This is a genomic window from Agrobacterium sp. 16-172Ci (assembly GCF_053522725.1).
Genome location: NZ_JBNWBW010000018.1, coordinates 46,732 through 62,377, shown reverse-complemented (window position 1 = coordinate 62,377; position 15,646 = coordinate 46,732). Strand labels below are relative to the sequence as shown.

14 protein-coding genes and 1 pseudogene are annotated in these 15,646 nt (G+C 61.8%); 4 read left to right on the top strand and 11 right to left on the bottom strand.

Annotated features, from left to right (window positions below; all coding sequences use genetic code 11):
* Nucleotides 1-313: 313 nt before the first annotated feature.
* The 5 genes from ACQZ40_RS16585 to ACQZ40_RS16565 form a co-directional block, all read right to left on the bottom strand.
* Nucleotides 314-1,375: a DUF7146 domain-containing protein gene (locus tag ACQZ40_RS16585; protein ID WP_162520605.1), complete on the bottom strand. Its 1,062-nt coding sequence runs from the start codon at nucleotides 1,373-1,375 to the stop codon at nucleotides 314-316.
* Complete coding sequence (locus ACQZ40_RS16580; protein ID WP_269834378.1) at nucleotides 1,372-5,835, bottom strand: strawberry notch-like NTP hydrolase domain-containing protein; 4,464 nt, start codon at nucleotides 5,833-5,835, stop codon at nucleotides 1,372-1,374. The genes ACQZ40_RS16585 and ACQZ40_RS16580 overlap by 4 nt, the downstream gene beginning before the upstream one ends.
* 121 nt (nucleotides 5,836-5,956) lie before the next feature.
* Nucleotides 5,957-6,268, bottom strand: a complete 312-nt coding sequence (locus ACQZ40_RS16575; RefSeq protein ID WP_142914039.1) for a hypothetical protein — start codon at nucleotides 6,266-6,268, stop codon at nucleotides 5,957-5,959.
* A gap of 100 nt (nucleotides 6,269-6,368) precedes the next feature.
* Nucleotides 6,369-6,776 (bottom strand): hypothetical protein, encoded by a 408-nt coding sequence (locus ACQZ40_RS16570; RefSeq protein ID WP_142914038.1) that lies wholly within the window; start codon nucleotides 6,774-6,776, stop codon nucleotides 6,369-6,371.
* Nucleotides 6,760-7,074 (bottom strand): DUF6117 family protein, encoded by a 315-nt coding sequence (locus ACQZ40_RS16565; RefSeq protein ID WP_244614289.1) that lies wholly within the window; start codon nucleotides 7,072-7,074, stop codon nucleotides 6,760-6,762. The genes ACQZ40_RS16570 and ACQZ40_RS16565 overlap by 17 nt, the downstream gene beginning before the upstream one ends.
* Before the next feature lie 369 nt (nucleotides 7,075-7,443).
* Between ACQZ40_RS16565 and ACQZ40_RS16560 the strand changes: the two genes are divergently transcribed.
* Nucleotides 7,444-8,634 carry a DUF1173 domain-containing protein gene (locus ACQZ40_RS16560; RefSeq protein ID WP_142914037.1) on the top strand — a complete coding sequence of 397 codons (1,191 nt, stop codon included), beginning with the start codon at nucleotides 7,444-7,446 and terminating at the stop codon, nucleotides 8,632-8,634.
* A gap of 92 nt (nucleotides 8,635-8,726) precedes the next feature.
* Nucleotides 8,727-8,936 carry a hypothetical protein gene (locus ACQZ40_RS16555; RefSeq protein WP_142914036.1) on the top strand — a complete coding sequence of 70 codons (210 nt, stop codon included), beginning with the start codon at nucleotides 8,727-8,729 and terminating at the stop codon, nucleotides 8,934-8,936.
* A 115-nt stretch (nucleotides 8,937-9,051) separates the two neighbouring features.
* Here ACQZ40_RS16555 and ACQZ40_RS16550 read toward each other — a convergent pair whose 3' ends face one another.
* From ACQZ40_RS16550 to ACQZ40_RS16540, 3 genes are all read right to left on the bottom strand, one after another.
* Entirely contained in the window at nucleotides 9,052-10,074 is a 1,023-nt protein-coding gene (locus ACQZ40_RS16550; RefSeq protein WP_142914035.1) for a hypothetical protein, read from the bottom strand.
* Nucleotides 10,075-10,160: 86 nt separating this feature from the next.
* The gene (locus ACQZ40_RS16545; protein WP_448748292.1) at nucleotides 10,161-11,837 is read right to left on the bottom strand and encodes a hypothetical protein; all 1,677 of its coding nucleotides are present in this window, start codon (nucleotides 11,835-11,837) and stop codon (nucleotides 10,161-10,163) included.
* An 82-nt stretch (nucleotides 11,838-11,919) separates the two neighbouring features.
* Nucleotides 11,920-13,122, bottom strand: coding sequence for a DUF932 domain-containing protein (locus ACQZ40_RS16540; RefSeq protein WP_142914033.1), 1,203 nt, complete (start codon nucleotides 13,120-13,122; stop codon nucleotides 11,920-11,922).
* A 250-nt stretch (nucleotides 13,123-13,372) separates the two neighbouring features.
* On the opposite strand from ACQZ40_RS16540, the pseudogene ACQZ40_RS16535 reads away from it, so the two are divergent.
* Both ACQZ40_RS16535 and ACQZ40_RS16530 read left to right on the top strand, forming a co-directional pair.
* Nucleotides 13,373-13,652 (top strand): annotated as a pseudogene (locus tag ACQZ40_RS16535) (type II toxin-antitoxin system Phd/YefM family antitoxin).
* Nucleotides 13,652-13,957: a type II toxin-antitoxin system RelE/ParE family toxin gene (locus ACQZ40_RS16530; protein WP_142914032.1), complete on the top strand. Its 306-nt coding sequence runs from the start codon at nucleotides 13,652-13,654 to the stop codon at nucleotides 13,955-13,957. The pseudogene ACQZ40_RS16535 and the gene ACQZ40_RS16530 overlap by 1 nt, the downstream one beginning before the upstream one ends.
* Before the next feature lie 21 nt (nucleotides 13,958-13,978).
* Here ACQZ40_RS16530 and ACQZ40_RS16525 read toward each other — a convergent pair whose 3' ends face one another.
* The 3 genes from ACQZ40_RS16525 to ACQZ40_RS16515 all read right to left on the bottom strand — a co-directional run bounded on the left by ACQZ40_RS16525 (nucleotide 13,979) and on the right by ACQZ40_RS16515 (nucleotide 15,601).
* Entirely contained in the window at nucleotides 13,979-14,272 is a 294-nt protein-coding gene (locus ACQZ40_RS16525) for a DUF5983 family protein (protein WP_142914031.1), read from the bottom strand.
* A 113-nt stretch (nucleotides 14,273-14,385) separates the two neighbouring features.
* Nucleotides 14,386-14,808 (bottom strand): antirestriction protein, encoded by a 423-nt coding sequence (locus ACQZ40_RS16520; RefSeq protein WP_142914030.1) that lies wholly within the window; start codon nucleotides 14,806-14,808, stop codon nucleotides 14,386-14,388.
* Nucleotides 14,809-14,944: 136 nt separating this feature from the next.
* Entirely contained in the window at nucleotides 14,945-15,601 is a 657-nt protein-coding gene (locus ACQZ40_RS16515) for a hypothetical protein (protein WP_142914029.1), read from the bottom strand.
* Nucleotides 15,602-15,646: the final 45 nt, after the last annotated feature.

The window sequence follows — 15,646 nt, the reverse complement described above, 5'->3', positions numbered from 1 at the left end:
AGAACCGCAGCGCCCCGCGCGGCGGCCACGCAAAGCAGTGGGCCCCGCCGGGGAGGTTTTTTGTCCCGCGAGGAGCACCGGCCCCGCATCGGCCCGAACACCGGGAACCGGGTTTCGGAGCGGCCGATGCGCGAGAAGAGCCGGTGCGGGGAAAAAACCTTTCCGGCGGTGGCTGGCGGCCCGCCCGCCGCATGGTAAGGGTCGCCTCCCGGCAGGCCCGCAGGCGCGCGCCCATCCGGGCGGGGACCGGCAGGGCACCGACCTTCCCACCCGCGCCGCAGCAATCCCGCCTTACCTCCCCATCACGGCCCGATCACGCGGACAGGAAAGCCTGAGCATCCTCAGGGGCGAGTTGCGCCCGCAGATTGGCGATCAGGCGGTCCGGTCCGAGTTGGCGCAGATCCTCGTTGAAGTCGCCGAGTTGCGGGGTGAGCACGAGCGGCAGGATGCCGAGCGCCTGCGCCCGGCGGCTCAATCCCTCGATGCCGTGCCGGCCGGCGGCATCCGCGTCGGCGGCAATGTAGAGGCGCTCGCACCCGTCCGGCGGCCGGAAGGCGGCAAGGTGATTGGCGGTCAATGCCGAGACCATCGGCATGGCGGGCATCACAGCGATGAGCGAAAGAATGCTTTCGAGGCCTTCGCCGGCGGCCATGACCGGAACGGGAACATGAAACGGAAAGCGGAAGTGCACGGCATTCCCAAGCAGACCGCCGAGCGCGCGCCGGGGCGTGTCCACCTGCGCTTTGCCAATGCTGCCCGGATCGAGCCCGGAGCGATCGAGATAGGTGCGGTGCACGCCGGTGATCGTTCCGAAGCGATCGACGACGGCTGCGATCAGTGCCGGGTAACTGCTGGTCCTTCCCGTCACAAGATCGCGATAGTAGCACGATGGATGAAACCGGAGCGCGGGATGCAGAGCCGCCCGCAGGATGCCGCGCTGGCGCAGATAGCCGTCGGCCAGCGTGCCAGCAAGCGGCTGCGTCATTCGGAACAGGCGCTGCGCGCGTTCGGTTGCCGGTCTGTCGACCGGAGGATCGGCGCGGGCGTCGCCCCCGCGGGACGACGCCGGGGCGGGTTGGGGAAGACTGAGGAAACGCCGCGCCTCGTCGACCACATCGCGGAAATCCACCAGCCCGCAGGTTTCCCGCACAAGATCGAGCAGATCGCCATATTGAGCCGTCGCCGCATCGGCCCACTTTCCCTTGCGAGAGCCGGAGAGATGGACATAGAGCGACTTGCCCTTGCTGTTGGCGACATCGCCAACGACCCAGTAATTGCCGGCCCTTCGACCGGCGGAGAGATAGTGACGGCAGACCGCCTCAGCGTTCTGCGAGAGACGGTCCGCCAGTTCGGACGCGGACAACATGGCGATCATCCCCGGCCGGCGACGTCGACGATGCGATGACGTTCGATGAGGCGGGAGAGGATCCCCGGTCCCTCCTCCGACGTCGGGATGAAGAACCGGACCTTCCAGGCGATCATCTCGGAGAACAGGCCCATGGATCGTAGTCTTTCGCGCATGCCGTCGGTGAAACCAGTGAGCTCTACACGATAGTCGTTCATCACGCGGACACGCCTGAGCGTCATGTTGCCGGCAAGGGCGACCACCGCAGAGCCACCGAGCAGCGACTGCCATATTTCAGCGGCGCTGACGACCTCGGTCTGGTCGAGCCCAAAATTCCGGCAAAGCCGCGTCAGCCCCTCCGAGGAGACCAGACGTCCGACGATACGCTCGCCCTCATCAGTTTGGAGGCGATAGACCCGGCAATAATCCTGCGGCAGCAGTTTCCAGATCGGCAGCAGGAGACCCGAGACCACATGCATGGTCGATATGGAGAATTCGGCGAGACTGGCGACTTCCTCCTCCCATGCGGCCGAGAAGTTCTGTTCGTCCGCCTCTTCCCAGTTCGTTTCTTCGAGCTGGCGCATTTCGAAGCGGATCTCGTCCATCGGCCGGATAAGCGCGACACGCGGCTGGATGGAACCGTCGTCGAGCATGACCGATCGGGTCGGAACTTGCACCGCCGGGCGGGCGGACTTGCCGTTGATCATCAGAACAGCGTGCGGATCGCGCGCGGCAAGCTTCAAAGCATCGGCAAGCAGCATCGGCCTGTTGCGATCCATACGTTCGATGGTCAGAAGATGAGACTGCGCCCCGGTGACCGGATGGGTGTAGACCAGCCGCCGGTTCTTCACCGTCATACGGTCCGCCGTCAGCGTCTCCAGTCCCTTGTCATAGACACCGGCGGCGATCGCGCCCTCGATGCGCGCGGCCAGCAATTGTTCGAACGCATCGAACAGCAGGTTCTGCATGGCGATGGTGAGCGCGAGCATACGGTTCAGAAAGGTGTGGATCGGCGGCAGCTCATCCTTCAGGCCGCCCTCTTCCGCCGTCAGCGACAGGCCGGTGATCGCCTCGAATTTTTCCAGCGAGCAGCCTTCGATGCCGCCGGCATGGACGAGCTTGTAGAACTGCCGCAGCGCATCGCGGGCATATTGCGATTCGAGATTGTCTTCAGAACGGAACATCCCCTGCCCGCCGGTCTGGCGTTGCCCACGGGTGATCGCCCCGAGCGTGTCCAGACGCCGGGCGATCGTCGACAAAAACCTACGTTCGGCCTTCACATTGGTGGCGACCATGCGAAATTTCGGAGGCTGCGCCTGATTGGTGCGATGGCTGCGACCAAGCCCCTGAATGGCAACGTCCGCGCGCCAGCCGGCTTCGAGGAGATTGTGCAGACGCAGGCGCTGGTTCTTCGCACCGAGATCGGCATGGTAGGAGCGCCCCGTGCCGCCGGCTTCGGAGAAGATCAGGATCGGCTTCTCGTCGTCCATGAAGGCGCGGGTCTCGTCGAGATTGGCGCTGCCCGGCCGGCTTTCGACGGCAAAGCGGTCGATCATGCCGCCATCTTGGCGGCGAACGATGCGGCGCGTTCGGCCTGTAATCTCGGCCACATCTTCCGTACCGAATTGCTGGACGATCTGGTCGAGCGCGGTCGGGATCGCCGGCAGGCTGCCGAGCCGTTCGAGCAGATCGTCACGGCGGACGACAGCTTCGCGGCACAAGACCGGATTGCCGTCGGCATCATAGACCGGGCGCGAAAGGAGATTGCCTTCGGCGTCGGAATATTCCTCGAACAACTGGGTCGGGAAGGAATGATTGAGGTATTCGGCGACGATCTCACGCGGCGTGACATCCACCTGAATGTCATGCCATTCCTCGGTCGGGATTTCGGCGAGGCGGCGCTCGATCAGGGACTGGCCGGTGGAAATGATTTGGACAATTGCAGCATGGCCTTCTGCCACATCCGCCTTGATCGCGCTCATCAGCGCCGGCGTCTTCATCGATGTCAGGAGATGGTTGAAGAAGCGCTGCTTGGTACTTTCGAAGGCGGAGCGCGCGGCCGCTTTCGCATTTTTGTTGAGGGTGCCGCCGCTGGACGTGATGCCGGAAGCCTCCAGCGCCTGATCGAGATGCTTGTGAATGACCTGGTACGCTTCGGCATAGGAGTCGTAGATGCGGACCTGCTCCTCGGTCAGTTCGTGTTCGAGGATGTCGTATTCGACACCTTCGAAGGACAGAGACCTGGAGGCGTATAGCCCCATGGCCTTCAGGTCACGCGCGAGCACTTCCATCGTCGCCACGCCGCCGTCCTCGATTGCCGCGATGAACTCCGACCGGGTCGAGAAAGGAAAGTCCGCGCCGCCCCATAGACCGAGGCGTTCGGCATAAGCGAGCGACTCCACTTCGGATGCGCCGGTCGCGGAGACGTAGACGACGCGGGCATCTGGGAGGGCGCGCTGGAGACGAAGACCGGCGCGGCCCTGTTGCGAGGCAGACTTCTCGCCGCGTTCGGACTTGCCGCCGGCAGCGTTGGCCATGGCATGGCCTTCATCGAAGACGATGACGCCATCGAAGCCTTTTGCGTTCCCTGTCGCGGCTTCGCCGCTCCTTGGCCCTTGACCCAGCCAGTCAACGATCTGCTGAACGCGCGATTGCTTGCCCTCGCGCTCGTCGGTGCGCAACGTGGCGAAGGTGACGAACAGGATGCCCTCGTCGAGCTTGATCGGCTTGCCCTGGCGGAAGCGTGACAGCGGCGTGATCAGCAGCTTTTCCTGGCCGAGTGCGGCCCAATCGCGCTGCGCATCCTCGATCAGGGTTTCGGACTTCGAAATCCACAAATGACGGCGACGACCCTTGATCCAATTGTCGAGAATGATACCCGCCGCCTGTCGCCCTTTGCCGGCTCCCGTCCCGTCGCCGAGGAACCAGCCACGGCGAAAGCGGACGCCGCCTTCCGTCTGCGGGGTGACGGCCTTCAGATTGTCGTAGGTGGCATCGACGGACCAGTGACCCGCAAGATAGCCGGAATGCGCCTCGCCGGCATAGATCACGCTTTCAAGCTGGGCGTCGGAAAGATCCCCGCCAATGACGATGCTCTTCGGCAGATGCGGGCGATAGCTCGGTTTGGGCGGCGCGACCGAGGCCATGGCGACGGATTCGACCAGCTTGTCCGGGTGCGGTTTTGCGTCCGGAATGCGGATCGCCTGTAACCGGTAGGGTTCGTAGATGCCATCGGCGACATCGGCGCGGCCGTTTATCGTTCCGTTGCGCAATTCGTAGGAGAGCACGACGATTTCATCGTCGATCCGGGATGCGGCTGAGGCGACAGGCCGCGGCGCATGAACGGCTGAAGGGCGGCTTGCCGGGACCATCACCGCCGCGGGACGCATGGTGCCGGCGGCTTTGCGGGTGGCCATCTTCGCCGCGCAGGCGCTCAGGATTTCATTGCTCAGCGCGCCGATGGAATTCGGCGCGGTGGAGGGTGAGCGAGGCGGAAGGCCGGAGATCCAGGCGAGCAATATTTCCAGATCGGGGGCGACACCCTGCGATGCAGCGAGCTTTGCCGGATCGGCGGCGGCGATCTTGTCGATCACCGTCAGGCGGGTTTCCATCTTCGTCCCGTGGCGGGCATAGACGGAACCGTCGATCGCAGCGCTGAACAGAACCGCGCCGCGGCCCTGAAGCCGGACGAAGGCGTCGCGCCATTTGGGATTGTCGGGAGAAAGGCTGGAGCCGGTGATCGCCACCAGACGGCCTCCGGGGGCAAGCCGCGCGAAGGCGGAGGCGAGATGACGCCATGCGGCCTCAGTCATACGACCTTCGACATGAACGCCGGCGGAAAACGGCGGGTTCATCAAAACGACGGTCGGTCGAACCGCGCGATCGAGATAGTCGTCGATGTGGGCGGCATCGTGCTGCGTGACCTGCGAACCCGGAAAGAGGCGTTCCAGAAGACCGCAGCGGAGCGGCGCATATTCGTTGAGCGCGAGGCGCGAGCGAGCGAGTTCGGCAAAGATCGCCATCAGCCCGGTTCCCGCCGATGGTTCGAGCACCATATCGCCGGGCATGATGCCGGCGGCGCGGGCCGCGACATAGGCGAGCGGCATCGGCGTGGAAAACTGCTGGAGTTGCTGGCTTTCCTCGGAGCGCCGGGTGTGGGTCGGGACCAGGCCTGCGACCTTGGTCAACATGGTGAGCGCTGTCTGCGGCGCGTTCGCGCGGGCGGCAATCGCCGAACCGAACTTGCGCAGAAACAGGACCTGCATGACTTCCATCGCCTCATAGGCGTCCTTCCAGGACCAGAAGCCCGCAGCGTCCGAGCCGCCGAAGGCCTTCGTCAGGATGGTCCGGAGATCGGCTGCGCCGATGGCATGGCCGCGTTCGAGAAACGGAAGAAGCTCATGGCTGGCGTTGAGAATACTGTCCGCACGGCCGGCAGAAACGAGCGAAGTGGCGACCGCGTTTGCGGCAGGGGTCGAGATCACGTTCATGGGAGATCCTGTCGAGAGCGGGAAAGGACAAGCCCACCCGGACGCTCTCCAAGCCCCGGCAGGCTCCCCTTTCCGGCCCCTCTCTCCCTCCGGGGCGACAAAGGCGGCGGGCACCCGGCCTTTAGCGGGGCGCGAGCTTGAGGTTGCCGAACGCCGCGACGCCGCCTGCCGACACTTCATGCAGGACGGCTTTGCCACCGTCAGCGATCCAATCCGCAGCCTCAGCCGACAGTTCATGAACATGCACGACATGACGCTCCGCCGTGGCGCGTTGGCGCTCGAACGCGGTCCGATCCTCGAAGGCGTAGAGTGTGTCGCCCGGACCGTCCCAATAGACGATCGCAAAACAAACGGGCCGCACGACCTCGAAACGGAATTTCAGGAAGGCCGGCGCTGCTGCCGGCCGGTGATATTCGATTGCAGGAATGGTCATGATGCTCTCCTGAAAACGGGAAGGCCCGACGCTCCATGTGGAGCGTCGGGTCTGGCTGGAAGGGGGAAGCTGAGGTCGATCGAGCGACAGGTGCTGCCGTTCAGGGCTGGCCGATGGGCACAGCTTCGAAAAAGACTTCGTCGGTGTTGGCCTCGAACAACATCAGGATGCGGCCGTCGACGGCGACGCATTCATTGATCCAGTTGTGATCGACCTTCGTGTGCCTGCCGAACCGGTGGGCCGGCACATAGACGATCGTGAAATGCGGATATTCCCTTCCGTCCGTCGTGACATGGACATGGGAACCTTCGATCATGATGACGATTCCGCCCGTGCCATAGGACGTGCCGACCATCATGCCGGGACGAACGAGCGCGGCGACATCCGGCGCACCCGGAGGCGTCGAACGATAGCAACCCTGATCATGCGCCCCAAGTCGCGCTGAATAGAGCGAATGGGCGAGATGATGTGGCATCTCATCCGGTCGGGGTTTACGCCGGATCTGCATTCCCGCCTCCACCGTCGTCGTCGCTCGGCAACCGATCGCCGGATCGGACCTGTTGCCCAGTCAGAAAGCCTTCAGGATTGTCAGGATCGGGAGGGAAATAGGTTTCGTAAGGGTTTCCGTCGGCCAGGTGCCCAAAAGGCGTGAACACGTGGCTCGTTCCGTCACTTCCAACAGCACACAGCACGTAACGAGGCTCCCGCGTGCCGGAATCGACGCATTCCATAAGCGCAAGATTGTCGTCCGCCGCCGCGCGCAGCAGGGTCCGGAAGTTTGCTCTGACATAATTGGGTATTGCCATTCTTTTCTCCTGAAACAGAAAAGCCCGGTTTTACCGGGCAGACGGGTTGTGGATGTGCGCGGTCGGCTGCTCAGAGGCAGAAAGCGGGATCGTGCCGGACGCGCAGGCGTCGATAGGCAGGTGGTCCGTGGGGGCATTGCCGATAACCCCGGACCGAAACATGCTCTCTCCAGTCTCGGCCGGACCATACCTTTGCCGGTCGAACTCCCCTCTCCTCTTCGCTGATCGGCTTCCCTTCGTGACTGTGGCGCTCGCGGCGTTACACCCTGTTGCTCAGGGTGCAGCAGCATCCCATGCCTTACTGACTAATTTGCGGTAGTAAAATGCACGATGGCCGCATAGATTTGACAGCAGACAGGGAGAGCAGTGATGCGGAAATTCGCAATCGGAGATCATGTCATCGAGGAAACCGAGCCTGAATGGCAGGTGTTTCTCGCGCAAGCCTACGAGCAACGTTTGCGACCAATGTGCATGTGCAAAAATCCGTCCGTGCCAATGTATATCGCCCGCGTCGAGGACCAGTATCTCATCAAGCGGATGCCGCTATCGGGGCGAGACCATGATCCTGCATGCCCCTCCTTTGAGCCGCCCTACGAGCTTTCCGGCCTTGGCCCGCTGATCGGCAATGCGATCCAGGTCGACGCCAGCGGCAAGACCGACCTGAAACTGGATTTTCCGCTGACGAAACGGGGACCGCGTGCTGCGTTAGGTGCACCGGCAGAATCATCAGAGGCCGGCATCCGCAGCGAGGCTCGAAAGCTGTCGCTCAGGGCGATGCTTCATTATCTCTGGGAGGCGGGCGAATTGACGGAATGGCGTTCAACCTGGAAAGGCAGGCGCGGCTGGGGCCGGGTTCGCTCCAGTCTCATAAATGCCGCCTCACAGATGTCGGCGAGAGGCGGCCCTCTTATCGACATGCTCTACGTGCCGGAAGTATTCCAGCCGGAGGACAAGGATGGCATCGCGGCCCGACGCGCGGCGGCGCTCAAGGGCGTGCAGGCGACGAAGTCCGGGCCGCGGAAGTTGATGATAATCGTAGCCGAAGTGAAGGAATTTTCCCCGGCGCGCGAAGGCCAGAAAATCGTCGTGCGACACACACCGTTCCCCCTGATGATCGAGGACGGCGCATGGCGGCGGCTGGCGGCGCGTTATGAGACCGAACTCGAACTGTGGCGATCGAGCGAGACGTTCCATCTGATCGTCATCGCCACCTTCGGCATTTCCGCCGCCGGCATCGCATCCGTCGAAGAGGTCGCACTGATGGTGGTCAACGATCACTGGCTGCCGTTCGAGGACATTCACGAACTCAGGCTGATGGAGAAGCTCGGTCACCTGAAGCGGAAAACCGTCAAAGGGCTGCGTTTCAATCTGCCACGCGATGCGCCGATCGTGTCGGTGATCATGCCCGAGCAGAAGCCGGCACCCGTCGCAATGTTCATCGTCCCTCCAGGCGCCGGTGACGACTATGAACGTGCGCTCGCCGACATGATCGAAACGCGACTGGAGATCACCCCGTGGGTCTGGCGTGTGGCGGACGGCGAAATACCCTCGCTCCCTTGATCCGGGTTCCGCGCCACTGACCGTTGACAGGACACAGCGAATAAGAGCACCTGCTACGGAGAAATCCATCTGCTACAATCAGCCGGAGCACCATGAAGCCAGAGAAGAAGCCGTTTGTCGTCGAGTTCAAGAACCGGCGTCGCCAATCCACGCAACCAAACTCGATCTGGGGCGCAATCGACCTGAAGGCGGCAAGCAACCAGGTCGCTGCCAATGAAATGGCTGAGGTTATTAACGCAAACACGGCCGAGCAGCCGTCAAACGGCGGCGCGCCCATGAACAACCGCGATCTCGGCGCCTGACGACGTCATAGACCAGTTTCGGCAAGCAGCTCGCGTAAAGTCTCGGCGACGCAGTCTCAGGCTTCGGCCTCATGATCAACATCGACAAGAATCTCGATGGTTGCCTTGAACAGGGCTATGTTCGTTCGTCCTCACAAGCCAGCCCGGCCAAGGTCCGGATTGAAGCCGGATGCGTTTGCGCGACGACATCTTGCCGATGGCGCCTCACGGCCACCATCACGTCTTCGAGAAACTCTTGCCGTTCGCCCTCGCGGTAGGCTCCTTCGTCGGACCAGTGCAGTGCCTCGACGAAGGCCGGCGCAAAGTCGAAATCGAAGGTGAACCCTTCTTCCTCAAGGTCCTCGAACAGGCCGTCATAGACGTCGAGTGCAAAGGGCACGAGCGCGCGAACATGGAGCCGCATAGCCCTCCATCCTACCGCATCCCAGATTTCCGACATACGGACGATCGTGTCGGGGACCGGCCGGCCATCCTGATGAAGCCCGCGAAAATACAGCATGGCCTCCCAGATGCAGAGCGCCGTCTCAAGCTCTTTCACCGTGAACGGATCGATTGCAGCAATACCGGATAAGGACAAGGTGCCGCCGGTGTCCGAAGGGGCCGCAGGCGATGCCACGGATGGCAGCGCCTGGTCCTGGAGCCTGAAGCGGGCGAGAAGATCTTCGCTGCTCGCATGATGGATGGCCCTGGCGGTGATCAGCGAAACGCCGGCGCCGTATGACTCGGGGCGTTGCGAGGGATGGTTCGTCCATTGGATCACCGTGACCTCGCGCAGATCCGCTGATCGCGCAACGATACCCTGGACGATGAACTGCCATGGGAACTCGCTGAGATCGACGTTGATCATCGCGTCCTCCTCAACCGCGTTACCGCCGGCCGGCAGAAGGGCGAGGACACGGCTGGCGATGAAGACATTGACCGGCTCCTTGGCAAATTGTGCCGAGGCGCGAAATGCGTCGATCAGTTCGCTGCGCGCGACGCGGATCGGATTGGTCGGCCCGAAATCGGTGAAGAGCACCAGGCCCGCGTCTGTCTCGCTGCATTCGAGCATATTGGTGAGGATCAGCATTTCGAGCGGACTGATGTCGGCGAGCGGGATAGGTGGATAGGTGTAAATTCTGGTTTCGAGGGTGGTCATGACGGTTCCTTTCCATGAACGTCAAAACCCGGCGCGATGGCCGGGTCCTTTTGAGAAAATGCTGAATGCCGATGCGACGGTCGCTGCTAACCGGCGAGGTCAGAGTCAGATCCCGGGGCGGTATCTTCAGCGCACGGCATCCCTTCGACGGAAACCTTGCGGTCATCGATCCGGATCACGATCGATCCCTTCTTCGGGACACGCCACGCCACCTCACGCTCGACGGCGCGGATAATGGCATTGATGTCAGCCTCGGCCGCTGATTGCAGCAGGTTGACGCTCAGGTCTTCCGCTTCGTCAGAAAACCATTCCAGTTGCTGATCATAGGACGCGTCGTCTGTATCGTCGGATGGGCAAAACAATGCATCGATCAGGAACATGCGCAATGCCACCGGTGTGATCGTCGATTGTCGCGTCACCTGAATGTCCGCCTCGTGGAGCGAACCGTATTCGGGACCTGCGACGATCAGATCGGTTTCGAGATGCCGGATATCCACCGCCTTGGCATCTCCCATCTCAAGAACGATCTCCAGCCGGTCAGGCCGACCCTCGGTCTCGAACGAGCCGACTGGATCGATCTCCTCACCGGCATCGCCAATGACCATCCTGTAGCTCTTGAGGACGATCCTGCTTAGCCGGTCGTACCAGAGATGGCCAGCAAAGGCGTGGTTCGGTTCGAAAATCGGCGGAGCATCGCCCCAAGCGGCAAACGCACGCGCGACATTCTGCTCTTCAAGGGGACCGCTGCCCTCGTAGATGTGAGCGTTCGGGCCGACTGGCTTTGCGGGCAAGAGTTCATTGCGGTCGGATTCCGCGAAGACCGGGGAAAATGGTCTCAAGGCAGGTGCAGCCTCATCGAGGGCGATGCCAAGAGTGCGTCCCCGCTGATAATCCTTGAACGACAGGCTATGCGGGCCGGAAGCAGCAATCAGGCGGAAATAGATGCGGTCGATCTCCTCCAGCAGGGCATCGAACATTTCGTTGCGCACCACCTCCTTGCGCGCCGGCAGCACAAGCTTGAGATGGGCACAATCGATGACATCGACCCCTGCGAAGAAGGATCGGTGCCATGACTGACGAAGCTCGGGCAGCGGCGTCCCGAGCGTCACACCGTGAAAATTGGCGTTGTCGAAATTGTATCGACCGGGGTTGTCACTGAATACGCCGATCCGGATGCCATGCCATTCCTCGATATGCTCGGCATCGCCAAGGAAATCCGACGACGGCATGATCGCGCCATTGAATTCCACCGGGATGGGATAAAAGCGGGCCGCATGCTGAACGGCTCCGGCGACGTTCTCGTTTCCTTTTTCGGGAAAGATGATGGTTACACCCTGATGATCTTGTGGCCCAGACCCGACGTTGACGGGTTGCTTGCCATGAAAGGCGTCTGCAGTCGCCTGGACGAGCCACGAGCCCGAGGATCCCTTCCGCCGGGCGACGATCGTGGCGCCTCGATTGGCAAGAACAAAGAACCCCATGCCCGCTGCGTCTTCTGACCGGGACAGGGTTTCGGACCAGCCGCTGTGTCCCAGGGAAAAGAGTGACCGAGGGTCTTCGAGACCGGCGCCATTGTCCGTGATACGCACCGCTTTGCCGAGATGCGGATCGTTAATCTGGTCGATCACCACCTCTGTCGCGCCGGCGCGACGTGCGTTTTGTAGCAACTCGCCCAGAATATCGTCGATCGTGGCGTTGAACAGCCGGCCGACCTTTTCGATGGCTTCTGCCGCAACCTCTGCGTGGAATGAGAAATCTGTCATTTCGGTTCTCCAGAACAGAAAGCCCGGCGCGACGGCCGGGCGATGGAAGGGATGGATGAGGATTTGCGGTGAGCCCCTGTGATCAGGCGGCGCTTTCGAGCAGTTTCTTCGCCTTGCCTTCGAGTTCGAGCCGGGTGTCCTGATGTGATTTTCCCCGCGCCAGCGCGGTGATGCCCTGCACAAAGTCGAAAATGCTCTCAGGGGGCCTGCCCTCCTCGGACAAAACCGTCTCGATGATCTTGCCCGTTTCGGCCTTGGAGAAACCCCGGCGGCGCAAGAACGTCTGCCTATCCTCATCATTGCGGGCAACGATACGTTCACGGGCGGCCCGAATGCCGGCGATGAAAGGTGCCGGCGAAGAGTTTGCGAAGTTTGTCAGCGCCGGAGCGGCCTCATGGGCGAAGCGCTGTGCGGCAAATTTCGAGTGGCGAATGGTGATTTCCTCGAAATTTTCGGTGCCCCACAAATTCCTGTTGGCACACACTGCTCTCAAGTAAAAGCTTGCAATTCCAAGGGTTTTGCTGCCCACCTCGGAGTTCCAGGCATAGAAGCCGCGGAAATAGAGATCGGGTTCGCCGTTCGGCAGACGGCCCGCTTCGATCGGGTGGGCGTCGTCGCACAGAAAGACGAAGACGTCGCGATCGCTGGCATAAAGTGTGGTCGTGTCCTTCGTGATATCGACGAAGGGATTATGGGTCATGGTCGACCAGTCGAGCAAGCCCGGGACTTTCCAGATGGTGTCACCCGTCCCATTGCCGGCAATGTTCATGATCGCGGCGATCAGATCCTTGTCCCAGATCCGGCCGTATTCGGGACCGGTGACCGCTCGCAGTTCGAGGCGGCCGTCGTCCATCTCCAGGGTTTTCATCATTTCGGCATTGTGGCTCAGGAGCCCATGCTGAAGATTGATCGCGGCGAGCGGCGCGGGGAGCTGGCGCATGTAGCTCGCAGGCGCACCGACCAGGCTGCAAAGCTGCCCGTAGCTCCAATGTGTCGGTGCCAGCGGTTCACGCCCGCCGGGGACGATCAGGGACAAGCGCTCGGCATTGCCGCGGGTCGCATCGACACGGATTTCGGCGGTCTCGACGGTGCGAACACGCGCTTGCTCGGTTCTGGCGCTGACCACGCGATGAAGATCGGAAAGCGACAGATAGCGCTCGTCGTCCGGACGCGAGAACCATTCTGACGACACCCGCCCAATGCGCTCGCCGCGGGAAATGTCGACCTTGAAACCGGACAACGCCGGTCGTTGGGTCCGAGGGGGGCTGGAAATCATGGTGTTCATGCTGAAGTCTCCTGAAACGAAAGAGCCCGGCTGGCCGTTCTCGCGGCCAACCGGGCTGGTGGAGGAAGAATGGGTGACATCACCATCGGGCTGGCACCGCGATGCAAGCGATTGCGAAAGCCCTCTCTCTGGCCCTCCGGCAACCGCCACCCGGCAAACGGCCCGCCTCCCCCTCTTGCGACTTGGCAATCATCGCTTCCGGGCGGGCATTTGACGGTCTATATATTCTGGTCAAAAGGAGATCGGATCGATGAAACTGTCGGAACAGGTAAAGCCCATCGGCTACCTCAAGGCGCATGCACCGGAAGTTATTCGCCAGCTCGTTGATGATCGGCAGCCAGTGGTGACCACAGTGCACGGCGAAGCGAAAGCGGTACTTCAGCACATCACGCAATATGAAGAAACGCAGGAAGCGCTGGCGCTTTTGAAGGTGCTGGCATTGACGAACAAGCAGGTCGAGGACGGGAAGGCGCCCCGCGAAAGAAACGTTCGCGCGCGTTCGTGCGCGCCTGGCGAAGCCCGATGCCTGATGCCGTATCAGGAGCTGTTTATTGATGACGCGGAACAGGATCTCGACGATAGCTACCGCTTGCCTGCCAGCCGCGGTGGCATCCAGACCGCTGAACGGATTCTCGTCGAAACTGAGGAAGCCTGTCTGGGGCTGGAAGATTTGCCCACCCGGGGGGAATGTTCCGAAGGAATTGACCGGTCTCGGCATCACAAGCCCTGGCGGATGATCTATCGCACCATCGGAGAGGATGTGATCGGCGATTGCGTCGCCGATGGTCGGCGCGACACGCAGTCCTTTTTAGAATGCGGCTGTTGCGCTGAATAGCCCGGGGCCGACACACCGGTCTCACCAATCGTGCCAAGGCAGGTCATCGACCTGTTCAGCATCGCGGTCGAGCAGGACATGGCTGAACCCCTTTTGACGCGCCCATGTCATGACGGCAAAGAGATCGTCGGGAATCTGCTCGTCCCCTTCGCCGGCGTTTTCGTCATGGGCGTAGAAGAACCAGCCATAGTCGGCGTAACTCCCTCCAACGCAAGGCCATTCCGCGCAGGGTGTGTTGTCGAGCATCCTCGCGGTTACGGCGCTCACATGACCTGTCGAGATGGTCACGAATGTGTGGCTTTCCAGTGTCGTCATCGGCTTCGACCCTTTCAGATTGCGGGATGGCTCGTCCGGGCGGCACACCGTCCGGACCGATCCACTCAGATTGCTGGATAGCCGCGTCAACCGAGGCGGGCAGACATCGCACATCAGTCGATCGCCTGAAAAATCTCGGAGGCTTCGGGATGCTCGGCCGAATAGGCGTAGAGGCGGCCATAACCTTCCGAGAGATGGTCCGACGGGTGCCGGAAGGAGAGATGCGAGAAAGCAAAAAGCGTGGCGATAATCCCCGCCGCTTCCGCAGAAGCCTCCCCCTGAAACCCGGTAATCTCGCCCGTGATCCGAAAACGCGATCTGGATCGCGGCGCCAGGAACAGCGGCTTGCCCTCATGCTCATAGAAGTCCCAGAACCCGCCGCGATAATCGAGGGGGCTGAGGCGTTCCATGAGACTGTAAACAGCGTTCTCCCCTATGATCAGCAGCGAGCGCCCGAACAGGATGGGGAGGAATTCCAGGCGGCGCTCGTCAGGGACGATGGTGGCGGTTTGGGGGCTGGTTTCGAATTTTGACATCGATCGTTCTCCAGAGAGGCGGTGGGATCAGGCCGGGCAGCCCTCTCTCAACCGCCCGGTTCGCCCTCTCCCGACCCCACTCTTCCCTTCCCTGCTGACCGAAACCGCAACCCGTACCAACAGCGGTTCATCTGCGTCAATCTGGATAGAGACGACGGTGCGCCACCCGGAGCGCTGTCATTGCCGCCTGAAATTCGGCGTTGCTCACGGCATCGGAGAGATCCACCATTGAGATGGTGGTCTCGCAAGCCGACCGGATCTCTTCATCTGTCACCGAATCCGGGGAAAGTGATCCGAAGCTGTCATCAACATCAAGTACGGCGGCTATCGCGTTGATGACCCGCTCTTCGTGCAAACGTGCGAGAATGTGACTTGGCTTCGGAGTACCGACCGGCTCTTGGGGATCGGGGGCATAGGCGAGAATTGCCTCGCCTCGCGCGACCGCCCAGGCCGCCTTGGCCAGCCAGCCCGACGACGAAGCTCGCATCGCACCGGTATCGTGGACCATCATCTTGAGCAGCCCGAGCAGGATCTCGAAGTGGGCGGCGCGGCGCTGGAGCGCCTCGTCGAACTGTGACGGTACGGGGAACGATGATCCGGTGTGATGAGCCTTTTCACCCTCCCATATCCCGGTGACGTGAACCTCGCCGGAGGCATCATAATCCTTCTGCAAGGACTCCCAATTGTCGTCAACGAGCGCGGCCTTGCAGGCTGCCTCCGGCGTGTCGGCGATGTAAGTGCGGTGCCGAAATATCGGCAGGGTATAGGTCGTTTCGATCGTATAAACAGGCATCATTCCACTCCTGAAAAAAGAAAAGCCCGGCTTGAGGCCGGGCTT

What these genes read in the sequence shown, in the direction of transcription:
- ACQZ40_RS16580 (WP_269834378.1), bottom strand. Translation starts at nt 5,835, where the DNA reads ATGAACGTGATCTCGACCCCTGCCGCAAACGCGGTCGCCACTTCGCTC.
- ACQZ40_RS16515 (WP_142914029.1), bottom strand. Translation starts at nt 15,601, where the DNA reads ATGCCTGTTTATACGATCGAAACGACCTATACCCTGCCGATATTTCGG.
- ACQZ40_RS16540 (WP_142914033.1), bottom strand. Translation starts at nt 13,122, where the DNA reads ATGAACACCATGATTTCCAGCCCCCCTCGGACCCAACGACCGGCGTTG.
- ACQZ40_RS16555 (WP_142914036.1), top strand. Translation starts at nt 8,727, where the DNA reads ATGAAGCCAGAGAAGAAGCCGTTTGTCGTCGAGTTCAAGAACCGGCGT.
- ACQZ40_RS16525 (WP_142914031.1), bottom strand. Translation starts at nt 14,272, where the DNA reads ATGACGACACTGGAAAGCCACACATTCGTGACCATCTCGACAGGTCAT.
- ACQZ40_RS16520 (WP_142914030.1), bottom strand. Translation starts at nt 14,808, where the DNA reads ATGTCAAAATTCGAAACCAGCCCCCAAACCGCCACCATCGTCCCTGAC.
- ACQZ40_RS16570 (WP_142914038.1), bottom strand. Translation starts at nt 6,776, where the DNA reads ATGCAGATCCGGCGTAAACCCCGACCGGATGAGATGCCACATCATCTC.
- ACQZ40_RS16550 (WP_142914035.1), bottom strand. Translation starts at nt 10,074, where the DNA reads ATGACCACCCTCGAAACCAGAATTTACACCTATCCACCTATCCCGCTC.
- ACQZ40_RS16530 (WP_142914032.1), top strand. Translation starts at nt 13,652, where the DNA reads ATGCCGTATCAGGAGCTGTTTATTGATGACGCGGAACAGGATCTCGAC.
- ACQZ40_RS16565 (WP_244614289.1), bottom strand. Translation starts at nt 7,074, where the DNA reads ATGGCAATACCCAATTATGTCAGAGCAAACTTCCGGACCCTGCTGCGC.
- ACQZ40_RS16545 (WP_448748292.1), bottom strand. Translation starts at nt 11,837, where the DNA reads ATGACAGATTTCTCATTCCACGCAGAGGTTGCGGCAGAAGCCATCGAA.
- ACQZ40_RS16585 (WP_162520605.1), bottom strand. Translation starts at nt 1,375, where the DNA reads ATGATCGCCATGTTGTCCGCGTCCGAACTGGCGGACCGTCTCTCGCAG.
- ACQZ40_RS16575 (WP_142914039.1), bottom strand. Translation starts at nt 6,268, where the DNA reads ATGACCATTCCTGCAATCGAATATCACCGGCCGGCAGCAGCGCCGGCC.
- ACQZ40_RS16560 (WP_142914037.1), top strand. Translation starts at nt 7,444, where the DNA reads ATGCGGAAATTCGCAATCGGAGATCATGTCATCGAGGAAACCGAGCCT.